17 protein-coding genes are annotated in these 17,002 nt (G+C 52.6%); 4 read left to right on the forward strand and 13 right to left on the reverse strand.

The window, feature by feature from the left end; translation table 11 throughout:
• The first annotated feature begins 153 nt into the window (after positions 1-153).
• Entirely contained in the window at positions 154-1,998 is a 1,845-nt protein-coding gene (gene asnB / locus IJ22_RS14120; protein WP_062409275.1) for an asparagine synthase (glutamine-hydrolyzing), read from the forward strand.
• An 80-nt stretch (positions 1,999-2,078) separates the two neighbouring features.
• Here the strand turns inward: asnB and IJ22_RS14125 are convergent, their stop codons facing one another.
• From IJ22_RS14125 to IJ22_RS14135, 3 genes are all read right to left on the reverse strand, one after another.
• Positions 2,079-2,717: an XTP/dITP diphosphatase gene (locus tag IJ22_RS14125; protein WP_062409276.1), complete on the reverse strand. Its 639-nt coding sequence runs from the start codon at positions 2,715-2,717 to the stop codon at positions 2,079-2,081.
• The gene (gene rph / locus IJ22_RS14130; protein WP_062409277.1) at positions 2,698-3,459 is read right to left on the reverse strand and encodes a ribonuclease PH; all 762 of its coding nucleotides are present in this window, start codon (positions 3,457-3,459) and stop codon (positions 2,698-2,700) included. Before rph ends, IJ22_RS14125 begins: the two co-directional genes overlap by 20 nt.
• Positions 3,460-3,633: 174 nt before the next feature.
• Positions 3,634-4,668, reverse strand: coding sequence for a GerMN domain-containing protein (locus IJ22_RS14135; protein WP_062409278.1), 1,035 nt, complete (start codon positions 4,666-4,668; stop codon positions 3,634-3,636).
• 225 nt (positions 4,669-4,893) lie between these two features.
• Between IJ22_RS14135 and IJ22_RS14140 the strand changes: the two genes are divergently transcribed.
• Positions 4,894-5,409 (forward strand): phosphatidylglycerophosphatase A family protein, encoded by a 516-nt coding sequence (locus IJ22_RS14140; RefSeq protein WP_054818994.1) that lies wholly within the window; start codon positions 4,894-4,896, stop codon positions 5,407-5,409.
• A 76-nt stretch (positions 5,410-5,485) separates the two neighbouring features.
• Here the strand turns inward: IJ22_RS14140 and IJ22_RS14145 are convergent, their stop codons facing one another.
• The 4 genes from IJ22_RS14145 to IJ22_RS14160 form a co-directional block, all read right to left on the reverse strand.
• Complete coding sequence (locus IJ22_RS14145; RefSeq protein ID WP_062409279.1) at positions 5,486-6,037, reverse strand: hypothetical protein; 552 nt, start codon at positions 6,035-6,037, stop codon at positions 5,486-5,488.
• A 3-nt stretch (positions 6,038-6,040) separates the two neighbouring features.
• A complete protein-coding gene (locus IJ22_RS14150) occupies positions 6,041-7,123 on the reverse strand; it encodes a Ger(x)C family spore germination C-terminal domain-containing protein (protein WP_054818992.1) in 1,083 nt (360 codons plus the stop codon).
• Positions 7,124-7,260: 137 nt separating this feature from the next.
• A complete protein-coding gene (locus IJ22_RS14155; protein WP_062409280.1) occupies positions 7,261-8,253 on the reverse strand; it encodes an MBL fold metallo-hydrolase in 993 nt (330 codons plus the stop codon).
• Between the two features lies 1 nt (position 8,254).
• A complete protein-coding gene (locus IJ22_RS14160; protein ID WP_054818991.1) occupies positions 8,255-8,992 on the reverse strand; it encodes a class I SAM-dependent methyltransferase in 738 nt (245 codons plus the stop codon).
• A 168-nt stretch (positions 8,993-9,160) separates the two neighbouring features.
• Between IJ22_RS14160 and IJ22_RS14165 the strand changes: the two genes are divergently transcribed.
• On the forward strand, positions 9,161-10,372 hold the full coding sequence (locus tag IJ22_RS14165) for an ROK family protein (protein ID WP_062409281.1): 1,212 nt from the start codon (positions 9,161-9,163) through the stop codon (positions 10,370-10,372).
• A gap of 74 nt (positions 10,373-10,446) precedes the next feature.
• On the opposite strand, the gene IJ22_RS14170 is transcribed toward IJ22_RS14165, so the two are convergent.
• From IJ22_RS14170 to IJ22_RS14195, 6 genes are all read right to left on the reverse strand, one after another.
• Positions 10,447-11,619, reverse strand: a complete 1,173-nt coding sequence (locus tag IJ22_RS14170; RefSeq protein ID WP_054818990.1) for a DNA sulfur modification protein DndB — start codon at positions 11,617-11,619, stop codon at positions 10,447-10,449.
• Positions 11,619-12,794, reverse strand: coding sequence for a DNA sulfur modification protein DndB (locus IJ22_RS14175; RefSeq protein WP_054818989.1), 1,176 nt, complete (start codon positions 12,792-12,794; stop codon positions 11,619-11,621). Before IJ22_RS14175 ends, IJ22_RS14170 begins: the two co-directional genes overlap by 1 nt.
• A 370-nt stretch (positions 12,795-13,164) precedes the next feature.
• Complete coding sequence (locus IJ22_RS14180; protein ID WP_062409282.1) at positions 13,165-14,034, reverse strand: YitT family protein; 870 nt, start codon at positions 14,032-14,034, stop codon at positions 13,165-13,167.
• Entirely contained in the window at positions 14,031-15,266 is a 1,236-nt protein-coding gene (locus IJ22_RS14185; RefSeq protein WP_062409283.1) for a cation:proton antiporter, read from the reverse strand. Before IJ22_RS14185 ends, IJ22_RS14180 begins: the two co-directional genes overlap by 4 nt.
• A 2-nt stretch (positions 15,267-15,268) precedes the next feature.
• Entirely contained in the window at positions 15,269-15,766 is a 498-nt protein-coding gene (locus tag IJ22_RS14190) for a cation:proton antiporter regulatory subunit (RefSeq protein WP_062409284.1), read from the reverse strand.
• A 74-nt stretch (positions 15,767-15,840) separates the two neighbouring features.
• The gene (locus tag IJ22_RS14195; protein ID WP_054818987.1) at positions 15,841-16,179 is read right to left on the reverse strand and encodes a hypothetical protein; all 339 of its coding nucleotides are present in this window, start codon (positions 16,177-16,179) and stop codon (positions 15,841-15,843) included.
• Between the two features lie 191 nt (positions 16,180-16,370).
• Here IJ22_RS14195 and IJ22_RS14200 point away from each other — a divergent pair, with 191 nt between their 5' ends.
• Positions 16,371-17,000: a C40 family peptidase gene (locus tag IJ22_RS14200; protein ID WP_062409285.1), complete on the forward strand. Its 630-nt coding sequence runs from the start codon at positions 16,371-16,373 to the stop codon at positions 16,998-17,000.
• Positions 17,001-17,002: the final 2 nt, after the last annotated feature.

Genomic DNA, 17,002 nt, shown 5'->3' on the forward strand with positions numbered 1-17,002 from the left:
TTGTCCAATTGTTCGTCAAGTTTATGAGCCGTCCGCCCGCTACGGACAGACATGAATCGCGTTTTTCCCGCATAACCTTTAACATCTTGCTGTCGCTCCTTGGATAGGCTTGTTAGCCTGGAGGAATTCCAGAGATCAGAAAGGATGAAGACTATGTGTGGAATTACGGGATGGATTGATTGGCACAAAGACTTGACGCAGTATCCGTCCATTCTTGAAAATATGACGGATACGCTGGCCCCCCGCGGTCCGGACGCTTCCGGCACCTGGATCACGCCCCGCTGCGCCCTCGGCCACCGCCGTCTGAGCGTCATGGACCCGGAGAACGGCGTACAGCCGATGACGCGGAGAGCAGGCGACAATACGTACAGCCTTGTATACAACGGTGAGCTGTATAATGCCCCCGAGCTGAAAAAGGAACTGGAGCTGTGCGGTCACCGTTTTCTAACCGCATGCGACACCGAGGTGCTCCTCGTGGCGTTTATCGAATGGGGCCGGGCCTGCGTGGATCGGTTTAACGGCATTTTTGCTTTCGCCGTTTGGGATGATGAAGAGCAAACTCTGTTTGCAGCCCGCGACCGGCTCGGCGTCAAGCCGTTTTTTTATTCCTACACGGACGGACGGCTTCTGTTCGGTTCGGAGCCTAAAGCCATTCTCGCACATCCCGATTTTCCCGCCCAAATCAGCGGGGAGGGGCTGGCCGAGATCTTCGCTTTAGGACCGGCGCGTACCCCCGGGCACGGCGTATACAAAAATATGCACGAGCTGAAGCCCGGCCACTGCATGGTCCTGGATGCGAACGGCATTCGCATCCGCGCTTACTGGAAGCTGGAAAGCAAGCCTCACGAGGATACCGTCGAAGCCACTGCCGGGAAGGTGCGTGAGCTTCTGGAGGATACGGTTCAACGCCAGCTTGCTTCCGACGTGCCGGTCTGCACACTGCTCTCGGGCGGACTGGATTCCAGCGCGCTTACGTCTTTTGCTTCCCGTCATTATCATGCGCAAGGGCTCGGCACACTGCATACCTACTCGATCGATTACGTGGATAATGACAAGCATTTCAAAACGAGCGCCTTCCAGCCGAACGCCGATGCGCCCTGGATCCAACGGATGACGGATTACTTGGGCACCGTTCATCACGCGCTGGAATTTGATACGCCGGAGCTTGTAGATTCCCTGAAAAATGTAGTGTACGCCCGTGATTTGCCGGGGATGGCCGATGTCGACGGCTCGCTGTACTTGTTCTGCCGGGAAATTAAAAAGGGCGCTACGGTGGCGATTTCCGGCGAGGCCGCGGATGAAATATTCGGCGGCTATCCCTGGTTTCATCGTGACGATGCCCTGAACGCGCAAACCTTCCCCTGGTCGCTCGCCACTCCGGAGCGCATCGCTTTGCTGTCGCCTGATTTTGTCGATTGGGTGAAGCCGGAGCAGTATGTTCAGGAACGGTACCGCCAGGCGTTATCCGAAGTTCCGCGGCTTGCCGGCGAGAACCGGCAGCAAAACCGGATGCGCGAGATGTCGTATCTCAATATCACCCGGTTCATGCCGACCCTGCTCGACCGGAAGGACCGGATGAGCATGGCGGTGGGACTTGAGGTTCGCGTACCTTTTTGCGATCACCGGCTCGTTGAATACGTCTGGAACATTCCCTGGGAAGTCAAGACGGCGGGCGACCGTGAAAAAGGCATTTTGCGGAAAGCGCTCAAGGGCTCCTTGCCCGACGACGTGCTGACCCGTAAAAAAAGCCCGTATCCGAAAACACACAATCCAAATTACTTGTCGGCCGTCCGTTCCTGGGTTCTGGACATTTTACACGATTCCTCCTCGCCGCTGCTGCAATTTATCGATGTTGCCAAAATCCGCGCGTTAGCCGAGGACGACGGCAGCCGGTTCGACCTTCCCTGGTTCGGACAGCTGATGACAGGACCCCAGCTCTTGGCCTACCTTGCCCAAGTGGACACCTGGCTTCGCGCCTACAAAGTGGGCATTCGCTGACGGCGTACGGAAATCGGCCTCTAAATAAAATGACGGGACGAACTGCCGGAATGTTTCACCGTGCAGGCTTGTCCCGTCATTTATTTGCGGTCAAGCATGTCCCACAGCTTTCGCAGCGCACGGCCACGGTGGCTCAAGGCGTTTTTCTCCTCCATCGTAAGCTCGGCAAGCGTACGGCCAAGCTCCGGCACATAGAAGAGGGGGTCGTATCCGAAGCCCCGTTCTCCCCTCGGCGAATCGATGATGACTCCTTCGCATTCCCCTTCAACCTCGGCTACAGGCTCGCCATGCTTGTCCACAAGCGCTATGGCGCACACGAACCGGGCCGGGCTGAGATATACAGGCCCGCCCGGCGCGGGGCCTTGAGCAGGCGCTGCGCGCTTACCCAGTTCATCCAGCAGCTTGCGGTTGTTCGCCGCATCATCCGGCGGCTCTCCGGCGTAACGCGCGGAATACACTCCGGGAGCGCCGTCCAGCCGATCTACGCATAATCCGGAATCGTCGGCAGCGACCGCGACTCCGAACCGCAGGGCGATCGCCCTCGCTTTAATCAGCGCGTTGGCCGCGAACGTTTCCCCATCCTCCGGGATGTCCGGAATGTCCGGGTAATCCCGCAGGCTGCGAACCGTCAAGCCTTTGTCCCGAAAGAGGGATTCGAACTCTTTTACCTTTCCCGCGTTCTTCGTTGCAATAAGGATTTCAGACCCGGGAAGCAGCATGGGCAGCCCCCCTGATCCGTTCAGAGATCACTCCGAGCACTTTTTCCTGTTCACTGATCATGGATTGGATGCCAAGCTCAGCTAACAACAGCAGCTCATCGAGCTCTTTGCGGGAGAACGGCGATTCCTCTCCTGTCCCTTGAACCTCTACAAATTTGCCGCTGCCGGTCATTACCACATTCATATCCACCTTGGCCTTGGAATCTTCGTCGTAATTCAAATCAAGAAGCGCTTGTTCCTGGATAACGCCCACACTGACCGAGCCAAGAAAATCAATGATCGGAAAACGGCTTAATTTTTTGTCGGTTGCCAGTTTATCGATCGCAATGGCCATCGCTACGAACGCCCCCGTGATCGACGTCGTACGGGTTCCGCCATCCGCTTGAATCACGTCGCAGTCGAGTGTGACGGACCGTTCTCCAAGCGCATCCAGTTGAACGACAGAACGCAGCGCACGGCCAATCAACCGCTGAATTTCCATGGTTCGGCCGCCCAGCTTGCCTCTGGCCGATTCCCTCTGGTTTCGGACCGAGGTCGCGCGGGGCAGCATCGAATATTCCGCCGTTACCCAGCCCTTGCCCTGCCCTTTCATAAACGGGGGCACCCGCTCTTCTATCGTCGCGGTACAGATCACCTTGGTATCGCCCACTTCGATGAGCACGGAGCCTTCCGCATGTTTATTATAATTCGCCGTGATTTTTACCGGCCTGGTTTCATCGGCTCTTCGGCCGTCGCTTCTCATCAAGTGCTTCTTCCTCCTTTTGCTCTGACGCTCCTTATTGTACCAGAGCAAATCCGGAAAACCAACCGGCACCGATTTCCGTTAGGACGCCCTTGTTCATCAATAGAATTGGTTAAAATTCCCCCTTTATCGGACACCGCCGCATAAAGGGGGAAATATTCGTGAGTATAAGACTTACAATTTGATCTGATTGACCGCCTGCGGTCTGGACACCGGCTTCGCGTAGCTTTGGTTGTCCGTCGTGCTCACATCCGCTTTCCCGTTGACCAAAATTTGCACTTTGGTGGCCGCTCCCGCATTCTCCGTCAAGGAAAGCACAACGGCTCTCAACGCTTCGGCCGGAGCTTTATGATCCGGTCCGAGCATCTTGTCGGAGAAATTGACCGTGATGATATCCTCCGCTTTGCTAACCTTGAGCAGCTCCGCGCCGGGCGTCATCACGGCGCTCAAGCCTGTCTTCTCATTCGGACCGGCTATAAGCTGCTGCACAACCGCTTCAGCGACCTCGTCGGTCCGCTTGATCAATCGGGTCACCGGCACATAGTAGCTGTATTCTTCCTGATTTTGATTCAGGAAATAAAGGGTCACAGGAGTCGTCTGCCCGTATTCCACGTGTTCCGATTTCTCCAGGTTGATGCCCATCTCCCGAGTCAGCGCTTCGTCCAACGGCGTTTCGCCGACGGGCATTTCTTTCAGCGCCTTACCCTCTACGCGAATTTGCACTTTGTCCACGGTCGGAAAGCTCGTAAGCGTCCAAGTAATGCCCTCCAATATTTTCCTTTCGTCCTGCAGGTTATAATCTGTGAAGGAATTGGAGAAATCTACGATAGCGAGCTTATCTTTAATATTGATGCCTTTAATTTCGGTTCCTTTGGGCAGCAGACTCGTGAAGCCCGCCGGAAGCCGGCCTTGTGACGGCCCGCCTTCCACCATATATTCCAGAGCTCTCTTGGCCGTGCCTTCTGTCTTCTCGACCTGTATGGCAATAGGTGCGACAAAACCTTTCTCATCCTTTGCATATACCGTAATCTGCATCGGATTGGCAATGGCAGCCAAGACGGCTTTGGCCCCCGCGGCCCCGGCATCCGTCCCGGTCTGTGGAGGATCGATCGGCTGGGATTGTTCCTTTGTCGCTTCCGAGCAGCCGGAAGCCAGCAGCACCACAATGCCGGTAACGGCGGCCCACCGTGTCCATTTGTACTGTTTCATTGCTTTTCCTCCTTGATTGTCGGGGTGTTGTCCTTTTTTTACTCTATGTATACGAGACAGAGACAAGTTTATGACAATAATTTATCTGCCGCATTCGGATCTGCCTTTCTAGCTCTTAGAGCGGAAGAATCCTTGATTTTCCTGTCCTTGGAAGCCTATAATAAAAAATGTGTTTTCCCAAAAAGAAGCGAATCGCCAGATCGAAAATACGAAGGAGGCGTCCTCATGAAATACACTTTGAACAGCAAGGAAGTGGCTGAAGCCTCCCGTGAATGGCTTATGAAACGCGGGGTCCGGACTGAGGATATTGCAGAACTGACGTATTTTCTGCAAAAAGATTATTATGATAACCTGACGATGGAAGAATGCCTGTCCAGCGTGGAACAGGTGTTGTCCAAGCGGGAAGTGCAAAATGCCATTCTGACAGGCATTCAGCTGGATATCTTGTCGGAGCAGGGCAAACTGATGTCTCCCCTGCAGGAAATGATCGAGAACGATGAAGGGCTTTACGGCTGCGATGAAATCCTGGCGCTCTCCATCGTTAACGTATACGGCAGCATCGGTCTGACGAATTTCGGCTATATCGACAAGCTCAAACCGGGTATTGTAAAAGAACTTAACGATAAAAACGGCGAGCGCAAGCATACGTTTTTGGACGATATCGTCGGAGCTATCGCCGCATCGGCCAGCAGTCGGATTGCACACCGCAAACAGGAAGAAAAAGAGAAAGGAATGCGGTAATACCGCTCCGTAAAAACAAGGGCGATGCCTCTCATGGATGAGAAGCATCGCCCTCTTTGTTTACGGGTCAGGCTGTTTATTCGAGCGGCGCCAGCGTTTCGGCAATGGCTTCTATGGCTTCCGGAGCAGTGCCTTGGAGAGGCTGGATGGCGATAAACGTGTCCCCCTGCTTCAGATAGAGCGCGCGCTGTCCGTTTACCGTTAACCAGTCGGCTGTACCAATGCTTAGCTTCACTTCTTTCTCGGACTCCTGCCCCGGCGGCCTGAGCTCTTCAGGCGATTCCAGGACAGCCATATGTTTATATTTCACCGTCATCACCTTCCCGTTGCCCTGCACTTGGTCGATCTTGTCATCGGGAACCGCTTTTTGCGGTACATAAATGGAAGCGACGCCGGTGAACTTGGCAGTATTTCGAATATTCTCCTTGTCCGCCTCCGTGTAGCTGATCGGCACAAGCTCCACCTGAGCCGCCGGCGGGTTGGCAGCCTGGTCTCCTTGATTTTGATTTTGCCCCTGCGGGGGCGTAGTCTGATCCTTCTGGCAGGCCGTTAAGGCAAACAGAGATGACGCGAGGAGCAGTACAAAGAACCATACCGTTCCCCGTTTCCACGGATATCGTGCATTCATTGTTTACGTACCTCCATGTAAATTGACGTCAACGTCCAATTTGATTTCCGCCCGAGACAGCGCTTCTCTCCATCGTTCTTGCGTCCATAAGCCGCTGTACTGCTTACGGACGGCTTCCCCCAGACGCAGCGGGTCGGTCCGAAGCTCCTGCAGAGAACGGATAAGCTCCGCCCCCTGCTGCTTCAGCCTTTCTTTCCACTGCCCGGCGGTTGACCGTCCGTCCGAAAGCGCCGATACCGTCAAAACCACCCTCAGCTTCGGCTGCTTTAAATCGCCATTGGCGGCTATATCCACCCTGCAGGAGACCTGCCGAAGCGTTGTGGATCTGCCGGCGGCGGATTCTGCCTGATCCGTCCCCGGCCAAACAAGCCGAGGCAGATCGCTGCCCCGCAAGCAGGAAAGCAGTTCGCTTTGACCGGCGGAAAGCACGGTGACAAGCTTTTGATTTTTAAACAGCAGGGCCTGAGGAGTTGTCTTCCGGCTGCCCTCGCCCGACCGGGATAACGCCTCCGCAGGCAGATAAGGCAGGACAAGGTCGTCGCCATACCGGGAATCATAGGCGCCCAGCGTGTCTAAGGCCCAGCCGCTTTGGCCGAGCAGCGCCATACCGCCTTCCGCTCCGCCGGGGCTGCGCACCCATCGCTCGGCCGAGCCTTCCACAACGGCAAGCAAGGGCTTGCGTCCTTGCCTCACACCAAGCCGCTGCAGCTGCTTGGCCCAGGATGCCGGGAAGCCGTGAGTACGCACCCAGGCTTCACCGACGGCAATAAATTGCGGAGACGCTTTTTGCTCCCACTGCCAAGCTGCGTCCGCGAAGGTGGCAAAGGATTGCGAGCGCGGCTCCGCCGCCGCATAAGTCTGCAGCTTCCCGCCCGCCAAGCGGGTGAAGTGCTCCGAAGTCGTTACGCGCAGTCCTCCCGGACCATCGTCAACTCCGGCCATCGTCAGCCGCGCCCCTTCGTACGGAAGCGGCCTCATCGATTCGTTATCAGATGCCCTGCAGCCGGTTGCCGCAACAAGGCATGCGATGACCGGAAGCAGCAGCCGGAGCGGTGCGCCTTTCGGCGGCATGCCGTCTTTTGTCATTGAGCCTTCCCCTTCCTTTGCGCATGGCAGAGAGCAAGAGCTCTGCATTTCTTACTGGTCTCATATTTCCCATTTTGCAGTAAAATATGCAGAAAGCACCGGATCTCGCTTATCGCGCCGGAACAGGCACGCTCGGCTTATTGCTGCTCATAGCGGATGATGCCGTCCCGCTCTGTACACCGCGCCGCCCCTTGTTCGCGCAGCCAGATCAGGTGCGCCACCGTCTCCGACAGAGCGAACCGGAGCTGGTGCGTGCTCAGCTTCTCTCCGAAGGCGGCGCGGCATACGTCATAAGCCGTACGCGGCTGCGTCAGGAGAACACGCATTGATTCAAGCCTCTGACGGTGATGAGCGATCAGTTCCTTCGCCCGCTGCTGCAAATGAGCGAACGGCTCCCGGTGGCCCGGAAACGCCAGGCGCACCTCGTAGCGGCTGATCAACTCCAAGCTCGCCATATAACTTGCAAGCGGGTTCTCGTCGATACCGGGCAAATAGCTGACATTAGGCGAAATTTGCGGCAGCACATGGTCGCCGCAAAACATCGTTGCCGTCTCCGCACGATAAAAGATCAGGTGCCCGGAAGCATGCCCCGGCGTATGTATAGGCTCGTAGTCGTCCTTGCCCAGCCTTACTTTTTGCGCTTCATCAATAATGGTGACTTGCGGCTGCGGCGATACGGCCTGTACGAAGCTGTCCATATTCTCCCGCACCGTCTTCTCCAGCTCCGAGGGCAGCCCGTTGGTTCGAAACAGCGCCATCAGCTTTTCCGTCATAGGCTGACCCTCGCCCCACAGGAGACGGGTTTGCTCCCAGGCCGTCTGCGACATCAAGACGGGAGCGCCTCCCGAGCGTTCCTGAAACCATCCTGCCAGGCCATAATGGTCGGGATGATGATGAGTGAGCACGATTCGCTCGATGTGGTCAAAACGAATCCCCCGTTCGGCGAGCACCGACTCCCACAGCAATTCGGCCGCTTCCGTCCGGAGGCCCGGATCGATCAATGTCCAGCCGCCGGGCCCGGGCAGCAGATAGCTGTTGACAAAGCGCAAAGGAAACGGAAGCGGAACTTTCACCTGCAGAACATCGCCGTGCTCCGTAACCGTAGTGGATAACGACAATCGACTTGACATCCTACGCTTCCCTCCTGCCTACAAAAATCATCCGTTGGGAGTCATCGGGCTCATATGGAGAAGCATCGTAGCCGCCGTACACGGCATCTGCAGCCAATCCCGCCCTGCTCAGCATCTGAAGAAAGGTTTCCCGATCAATTAGCCTCACCTGCTCATCATAAACCCGTTCTTCCCGGTTCTTTTCATCCTGCAGCACAATCGTTTTCCGGACGAACCCATCCTCGATCCGACGCCGTTCGTCGATGGTAATCCCGCCTTCCGTACGCACCGAATGCGGGACGAGGTGAGCGGCCACATAAGACGGATTCAAATAGTCGATAATGAAACGTCCTTCCGGTTTAAGCAGTCTTTGAATTTCCCTTAATACCCTTTCATTGTCAGAAGGCTCGGTAAAATAACCGAAGGACGTAAACAAATTAACAACCGCATCAAACTGCTCCGTCAAAGGCACGCTGCGCATATCTCCTTGAATCCATCGCACTTCACCCTTCCTGTCCAGCTTCTTCGCCTCTGCCAAAAGCACCTCAGAAAGGTCGACTCCCGTGACCTGAAAGCCAAAGTCATGAAGCGCCATCGAATGGCGGCCCATTCCACAGCATAAATCAAGCACTCTCGCTCCTTCCGGCAGCTCTAGCCAGTCCATCATCCGATGAACCTCTTCATAAGCCCCTTGTAAATCACGATGTTTATATACCAACAAATAATCTTGTCCAAAGCTCTTTTCAAACCACTCCGCCATCTCTCCATCGTCCCTTCCCGCATATCTCATACAGCCGATTGAATATTACAAACTACACCCTATTTTACCAGAACACGGCCGCAAAAATCACGTTATTGTTTCCGACCCGTCACGAGTATAGTATAATTATATTTTAATCAGCAATGATTCTGGCATCGGAGGAAGATCATGGAACATGATAGCCTGGAACGAAGAATTTCCGGCCGGAAAGCAAAAGATATTTTTGAACAAATACGAAAAGTGGGAACCGTATCCAAAATCGACCTCCTCGATAAGAGCGGCCTGACCGGCAGCACCCTGACCCGAACCCTTGAAGAGCTAACGGCGCAAGGGCTGATCCTGGAGGCGGGCTTTGGAGAATCGACAGGCGGCAGAAGGCCGATTCTATACACCATTAATCCCAACTATGCCTATGTGTTCGGACTGGATATATCCAGAATGTACTCCAAGCTGATGCTCTTCGACCTGCAAATGAACAAGCTGGAGTCGAAAACCTGGGTGATGACCGAGAGCCTTAGTCCGGATGTACTGTTTGATGAGATTGTCTTGACGGCGCAGAAGATGATGTCCGGGCGCGGCATTTCCTCAAATAAAGTGCTTGGCATGGGTGTCGGGGCGGTAGGACCGGTCGATCGAGCCTCGGGCACCATCCTGGAACCCTTATATTTCCCTTCCGAGGGCTGGAACCAGGTGCACGTGACCGACGTTCTGGGGCAGAGGCTCGGGTTTCCCGTTCTCCTCGACAACGGGGCCAATACCGCCCTGATCGGAGAGTCCTGGTCCGACCGCGGGCGGGATTATCGGCATCTGCTGTATATTCATGTCGGCGTCGGCCTGCGCTCGGCCATGATGACGAACGGGCAGGTCGTTTACGGGGCAGTGGACATGGAAGGAGCCGTCGGGCAGATGATTATTCAAACCGACGGGACCCGGCTGTGGGATGAAGGCAATTTCGGCGCCTGGGAATCGTACGCCTCCATTCATGCGCTGGAGCGGCAGGCTCAGCGCCGGCTTAAGCAGGGGCGTGACAGCCTATTGCTCCGTATGGAGCCGGATCCGGAGAAAATCACGTTTGCTCATCTGGGACAGGCTTTGCGCGAGAATGATCCTCTAACCGTCGAATTGTTCACTCAGGCCGCCACTTATTTTGGCATCGGATTATCCAATTTGCTCAATATTCTGCATCCCGAGAAAGTCATTCTCGGCGGTGCTTTGATCGGCAGCCATCCCGGTTTTTTCCATACCGCCACTCGCGTCGCCATCCAAAGAACCTACTACTATCCGAAGTACCAGGTCGTGTTCAGCCAGGGCTCCTTGGGGGAAGATGCGCTTGCCACCGGTGCGGCAATTATGGTCATCAACAAACTGACCGGCGTTTAAGTTTACATCGCTCCGGAAACCAAAAAAGCTCCACAGAAACCTATGGGTCGCCGTGGAGCTTTTCTCATTTTCGATTATGCTGATGCTTCATCTTCATTGACCGGGTCGCCATGCATTTCCTGGAACAATTCAACCAGTTTGGCGTGTTTGCGCAGCGATTTCTCATGAATGAGGTTCAGCTTCCCATTGTCAAGCAGCCCGAAACGTTCGATCAGCTGCTCGTTTTCATGGGTCCAGTCGAAGCCTTCAAAAATGTTCAAACAGGTCGTCCAGTTTCTCACATATTTGCCGTCCGCAAACAAATAACGGTTCGCATAAAGCGCGATACTCTCCTGCATGGCACGCGAAGACGAACTGTACTGAGGCAGACCAGGCTGTTCCGGCATCAACGGAATGAGCGTGGTAAAGAACTGGTGCAAAATCTCGATATACGTGGAAGGATCCTGCTTGATCTTACGCGCCAGCTCATAAGACGGCTGCATCTTCCCGGTAAACAACATGGTGGCCGTAGAATACAACCAGCTGAACGAAGTGAAATTTTTGTTGTATGCGGTCAGGTTGGCCCTGCGTTCCACGCCCGCGCCCTTCAAGAACACGTTATGATCCACTACCTGCTGAATAACAACGTTGAGCGGGTCGATGGAGTCGAACGAATGGCCGAGCTCCTTGCTTACCAGCTGCACCTTGGAGTTAATGTCTCCAAACAGCTGCTTTTCTTCTTCTTCGCTAAGGCCGATATAAATCTGAACCGCCAGCTCGCTTTCCATAAGCTCCAGACGGCGGCGCTCCAACTGCTCTACCTGCCCTTCAAGCTGTTCCAGCTCGGCGGCAATTTCCGCATTGTCCGGCGTCTTGCGATGCTTGATTTTCAAAGCGGCAACCTTCTTTTCCAGGCTGCGGGCTTCTTTGAGCATTTGCTCGCCTACATACCCCAGCGCAAGAATACGGTGCTGTCCGTCGAGTATGCTCAGCTTGGAACCCGGGCGCAGGAACAAACCGTTATCCGCCTTAGCCAAGCTGCTGACATCCCGCAGGCTGAGCGTAACCGGGCCAAAAAACACGCGGTCAAGATCGCGTTCTTGCAAATAGTTCGCAATTTTGCGGCGCTGACCTGCGCTCAGCTTCCTCTGCACCATCGGGTCGATCGTTGTATAGTTCAACAAATCCTGTACTTGAATGGCTACCGTTGCAAGTCCGAAACGATCACAAAACGGATGGATCGTCATTTGTAGGTTTAAGCCGTCCATTAGCCAACGTCCTCCTTAGTGTTATCCGTTTGGAAAACTTGTTCAGCAAGCGAGTCTTCACGAATCAGGAACATATGGTGCTCCTGATAAAAATCTTTAATATATTGGTATGCTTTCATAATGCGGGAGCGTCTGGGCAAACGGTCTTTCTCATCCCCAGTGTAAATGGCATCCCAATCGATGTGAGGCAAAATTTTAAGCGCATAGTCAAGCGCATATTTGTTAAACGTGCCGGTTTTGGTCACTTCATCATGGAAGAACATGGACAGAGCGATTTGCAGGTTCTCCGACCAGCACAATTCGCCTTTTTCCGGCGCAGGCAAATACTTCAGCAGGCTCTCAAAGTAATGGACGGCCAGCTTCATGTGCTCCTCCACCTGTTGATCCTCGAAGTAATACCCGTTGTTCCGGGCGGCTGACTTCAAACGCCCTTCAAACAAACCAATCATTATCTCGATCAGCAGGTGATAAGAGAACAGGTACTCCGGCCCTTTGCCCCGCTCGGTAAACATATCGACCGGAATTTGTTTCATCACCTCTGTCTCCAGTGCCAGACGGGAAGCAAGGACATGATAAAATCTGCGCTGCTCTCTCAAAACCGCCAAATTCCCGCCGATCTTGCGCGGGAGCTTATTGATATCCGAGAACAGCTGGCGCTCTTGACGCGCATTGATATCAAGATAAATCATCGTGGACATCGGGAACGTGTACAGCTTGCTCAGCTTCGCCGAAATCTCTTCCATACGATCGTACTCTCTGCGGTCTTTGGCCCGCGCCATAGCGCTTTGCAGCGTTTCCATCAAACGCCGGAATGCCGCCAAGCGATGCTGCCCGTCGACCACGTACAGTTTCTCGATGGCTTGAAGTCTGTACAAGCGTGAATCCGGATCATATTCACCGGCACCGCGGGCAGACAAAATAATCCCCGGAAAATAAATCCCTTGTCCGTGATCCAGATAGAGCATGATATAGTCCATCATTTTGGACAAGTTTTGCGGGACGATGGAGCGCTGAACCTCCAAATCCACTTCATAGATGGCGAAAAGCTTGCTCATGGGCAATGTTGTAGAAAGCGTCGTTTGGCCGAATGTTCTGGAGACGACCCCTGGAATTTCTATATACGACGACGCCTTCTGCTCTGCCAGCAATTCCGACAGAGATGTGATGTTATCCATATCCGTTTCCTCCTTGGATACCTTGCAGTCAGGCATATAAGTATATTTTACTATAATAGGTTGATATAATTCCATTATACACCGAAAATGCCCAAAACATTCAGGTTTCCGGCAGATTACGCAGGTTTTTCACAAAAAAAACCATTTGACAACAGAAAACCCTTGGAAAAAGCTCGATCCGCGCCTTTCAACGGTCTCAGCCCGGTACTGCAAAGTTATAGTTAGGCATATAAAATTAATCGTATATTCTTTTCAAAGGGTTGTCAATTCATACGGCCTGAAAGTCATGGCTGCTTTTTGATAAAAATATGAACGTTTTCAAAAAGAAATAAATGACAAAGAGGCATCCCATGAGGGTGCCTCTTTGTCGCTATCGTCGCGTATATTCCGCCGCTTCCGATGGTTTGATCGGAGTGAAAATCACGGAGACCTCAGGGTCCGCACTCGACAGAACCGGCTGGATCCGGGTCATAAGTTCACGCGGTATAATGAGAAACAGTTCATTCGGGGATGTGTTGGAATAAGCCGGTGAAGATACCCATACCGCTTGATCGCCGTATGCCTCGGACACCTTTTCTTTCACGGCGGATGCATGATTGGTCCTGATCCACACCATCATCAGATCAAAATGGTCCCTTAGCATGAACTGCAGCGAGCAGTAAGCCAGGAAATAAGAAATAATGGAGTACAAAGCTTGTTCCCAACCAAAGAGGAACCCGGCCAAAGCCAGAATGCCGATATGAATCAGAGTCACGAGCTCAGCGGTGGAAAGCCTCGTTTTTTTCCTTAACCATACTGCCGTTTCCCTTACTCCGTCCGCGTGCGCACCATATTTGACCATCATTCCGGTACCGATCCCGAGCATCAGTCCTCCGGCAACCGATGCAGCGAGCGGATGCTCGGTCACCGGCGGTACGGGGTGCAGCAGCAGCGTAGCGAAAGTAAGCAGCAGCAGGCCGATCCAAGCCATCCAGGCGGAAATGTCCTTTCGCCTCACTCCCGTGAGAAGAACAAACGGAAGGTGAAGCAGAAAAAGAAACAACCCCATATGCATTTCGGTGATATACGCCAGCATGATCGAGAGGCCTTGAACACCGCCAGGCACGATCCAATTGGGTCTCAGAAACAGCTCCAATCCTACGGATACGAGAACGATACCGGCTGCGAACAAGCCATACCGGAGCAGCATGTGCAGGTACGGATGCCTGCCTTTATCTTTCATCTGCATTTTTATTTTCAAGATTCATCGATCTGCCGAGCAGGAGTCTTCTGCTCTTTTTTTGTATTCTCAAGCGGAATAATGCGGTTCAGCATGGTGTAGACCCACTTGGATTCTTTAGTCAGCAGCGGTCCCAGGATCGCCAGAATCAAAACATAGAGCGCAGCAAACGGCTGCAGAATCGCAAGCAATCCGCCCGCTTTGCCGATGTTCGCCATAATGATGGAAAACTCGCCACGTGACACAATCGTAAGCCCGATGTTCGCCGACGCTTTGGATGACAAGCCGGCGTATTTCCCCGCGAGCATGCCTGCAATGAAGTTTCCGATCAATGTAACGACGACGGCCGCCAGAGAGTACCACACGGCTCCGCCTAAAGTAAGCGGATCAATCGACAAGCCGAAACTGAAGAAGAACACGGCTCCGAAGAAATCCCGAAAAGGAAGGATGAGGTGCTCGATCCGCTTCATATGCTCTGTCTCCGCCAGAACCAGCCCGGTCAGCAGCGCGCCGATGGCCTCGGCAACGTGAATTGTTTCACCAATGCCTGCAATCAAAAACAAAGTGCCAAAAATCACAAGCGCGAAGAGCTCATTGGATCGAATATTTAATGCACGGTTTAAGAATGGTACGGCCTTTCGGCCAAGGATGATAAAGAAGAGCATGAATCCCAAAGCCATTAAAGCGGAAAGCAATACGCCGCCAAGCGAGGAAGCGCCGCTTAGGACAAGTCCGGAGAGGATCGAGATATAGACAGCCAGAAATACGTCTTCGAACATGATAATGCCAAGAATCATCTCGGTTTCGGGGTTAGCTGTTCTTTTTAAATCTACCAAAACCTTAGCAACAATGGCACTTGAAGAAATCGTGGTTATCCCTGCAACGACTAATATTTCCTTTACAGGAAGGGCCAGCATCCAGCCGAGCAGAAGGCCCAAAGTAAAGTTAATCGCGATGTATATCGTGCCGCCGACGGCGATGGATTTGCCTGATTTAATCAAACGGCCGACAGAGAATTCCAGTCCCAGATAAAAGAGGAGGAAAAGAACTCCGAGACGGCCCATGAATTCGATCAATGGCGCGCTCTCAATGAAGCGGAAATCGAAAAATCCGATTTTGGGGGCGTGAGGACCTACCGCCATACCGACCAAAATGTAAAACGGGATAACGGAAAAGCGCAGTTTAGCTGATAACAAGCCCGCGATAGCAATGAGTGAAATAGCAAGACCTACCTCCAGAACGATATGATCCATGCTTATTCACTCCCGCTAACCAAAATCTGTTTGAGGAGTTTTAAATGTTTCCGTTCTCCGGCAACAATCAGCATGGAATCGGCTTTAAACACGTAATCCGGACCCGGATTGATTTTCTTGCTGTGATCTTTCTCAACCACCGCAATAATGCTGGTGCCCGTCTTTTGCCTGATTTCCAACTGCCCGATGGACAGGCCGACACATTTGTAGTTCGGCTCGACCTTGTACCATTCAATGGTCAAATCATCCAGTTCCACTTCAATGGTCTCCAGCGCTTTGGGCTTATAATTCATTCCGCCGATGATGCTGCCTATGATGCGTGCTTCGTCGTCGTCGAGAGTTACCATAGAAATGCTGTCATCCGGATCTTCATGTTCAAAATGATAAAGTTCTCTTCTTCCGTCGTCGTGGATAATGATGACCAGTTTGTCTCCTCCACGGGTAATAAGTTGAAATTTCCGGCCGATGCCGGGCAAATCGATTTCTCTGATATTTGGCATAATTCAATGACCTCCTGAAAGCTCACTTTGTATCCGAATCGGTTATTGTAATGTATCGATCAAACATGCAGGCTTCAAAACGCCACAAAATGTGAAGTAAACTTGATCGGGTACAGCAGAACCTTCCTCATCCGCTTAGGAACCGTACAATCAAAACGATTGATCGGCATTCGGAACAGCAAGAATTTCAGCAGGTCCCGACAGCAAGCCAGAGAAAAAGCTGCGATCAGGTATGTCATCATGACCTGCTGGAAAACCATCGTACCTGAGGAATACGTTGAATGTCCCAAGGATGACGACAACCCTCTGGATATAGGATCGATAGTAATGAAGGGACTGACCGAAGCCACTGCCAGCGCAAGCAGAATGAACAGCAAAAAAAACAACCGTATGCCTTTATTCTTGATACGCATGGTTATCCCTCCCTTAACCCTTATCCATTCATTATATAGAATTTTGCTAATGAAATCCATTATCTCATCCAAACCGTGTGAAAACGCTCATTTGTTTCCTTTTTCCGATTCCAGAATTTACCCCTTTATTCGATTTCTTCATCCTTGATAGAATGGTTAGTGCAACTAGAATAACATACAGGAGGTAACAAATGAAAAATATGATCGTTTCATCCGTATTGGCCGGAACCTTTTTATTTAGCGGAGTCGCTGCTGCAAACGCTCCCAATCAATACATAGCCACGGACTCTGATACGCTCTGGACCGTTTCGCAAAAGCTGAATATTAAACTGTCCGATCTGGTAGCGGCCAACCCTAACCTGGACCCGCAAAACATTTATGCAGGCGTGGTGATCCATCTTCCCCGCTCCACCGCTCAAAAACAGAGCTGGGAAGCCAAAGCCGATGCCGTCATTGCAACGGGGTTGAAACAGCTTGGAACACCATATGTATTTGGCGGAGATACGCCATATGTTGCTTTTGACTGCTCGGGATTTGTCCAATATTCCTTTAATCAAAACGGATTCAACCTTCCTCATTCTGCAGCATTGATCAGCCAAATGGGGACGCCTGTAAATAAATCCGATCTTCGCAAAGGCGATCTGGTATTTCTGTACGGAACCTATACCAGAGGAGTTTCTCACGTGGCCATCTATCTTGGGAACAATAAAATACTCCATGCAAGCACCTACGGAGGGACCAAAGAAGTCAAAATCACTCCCCTTTTCGGTACGCCTTATTATGATGCGCATTATTGGGGTGCTCGCCGTTTGATCCACTAGCA

It is taken from the genome of Paenibacillus naphthalenovorans (genome assembly GCF_001465255.1).
Lineage (GTDB): Bacteria > Bacillota > Bacilli > Paenibacillales > NBRC-103111 > Paenibacillus_G > Paenibacillus_G naphthalenovorans.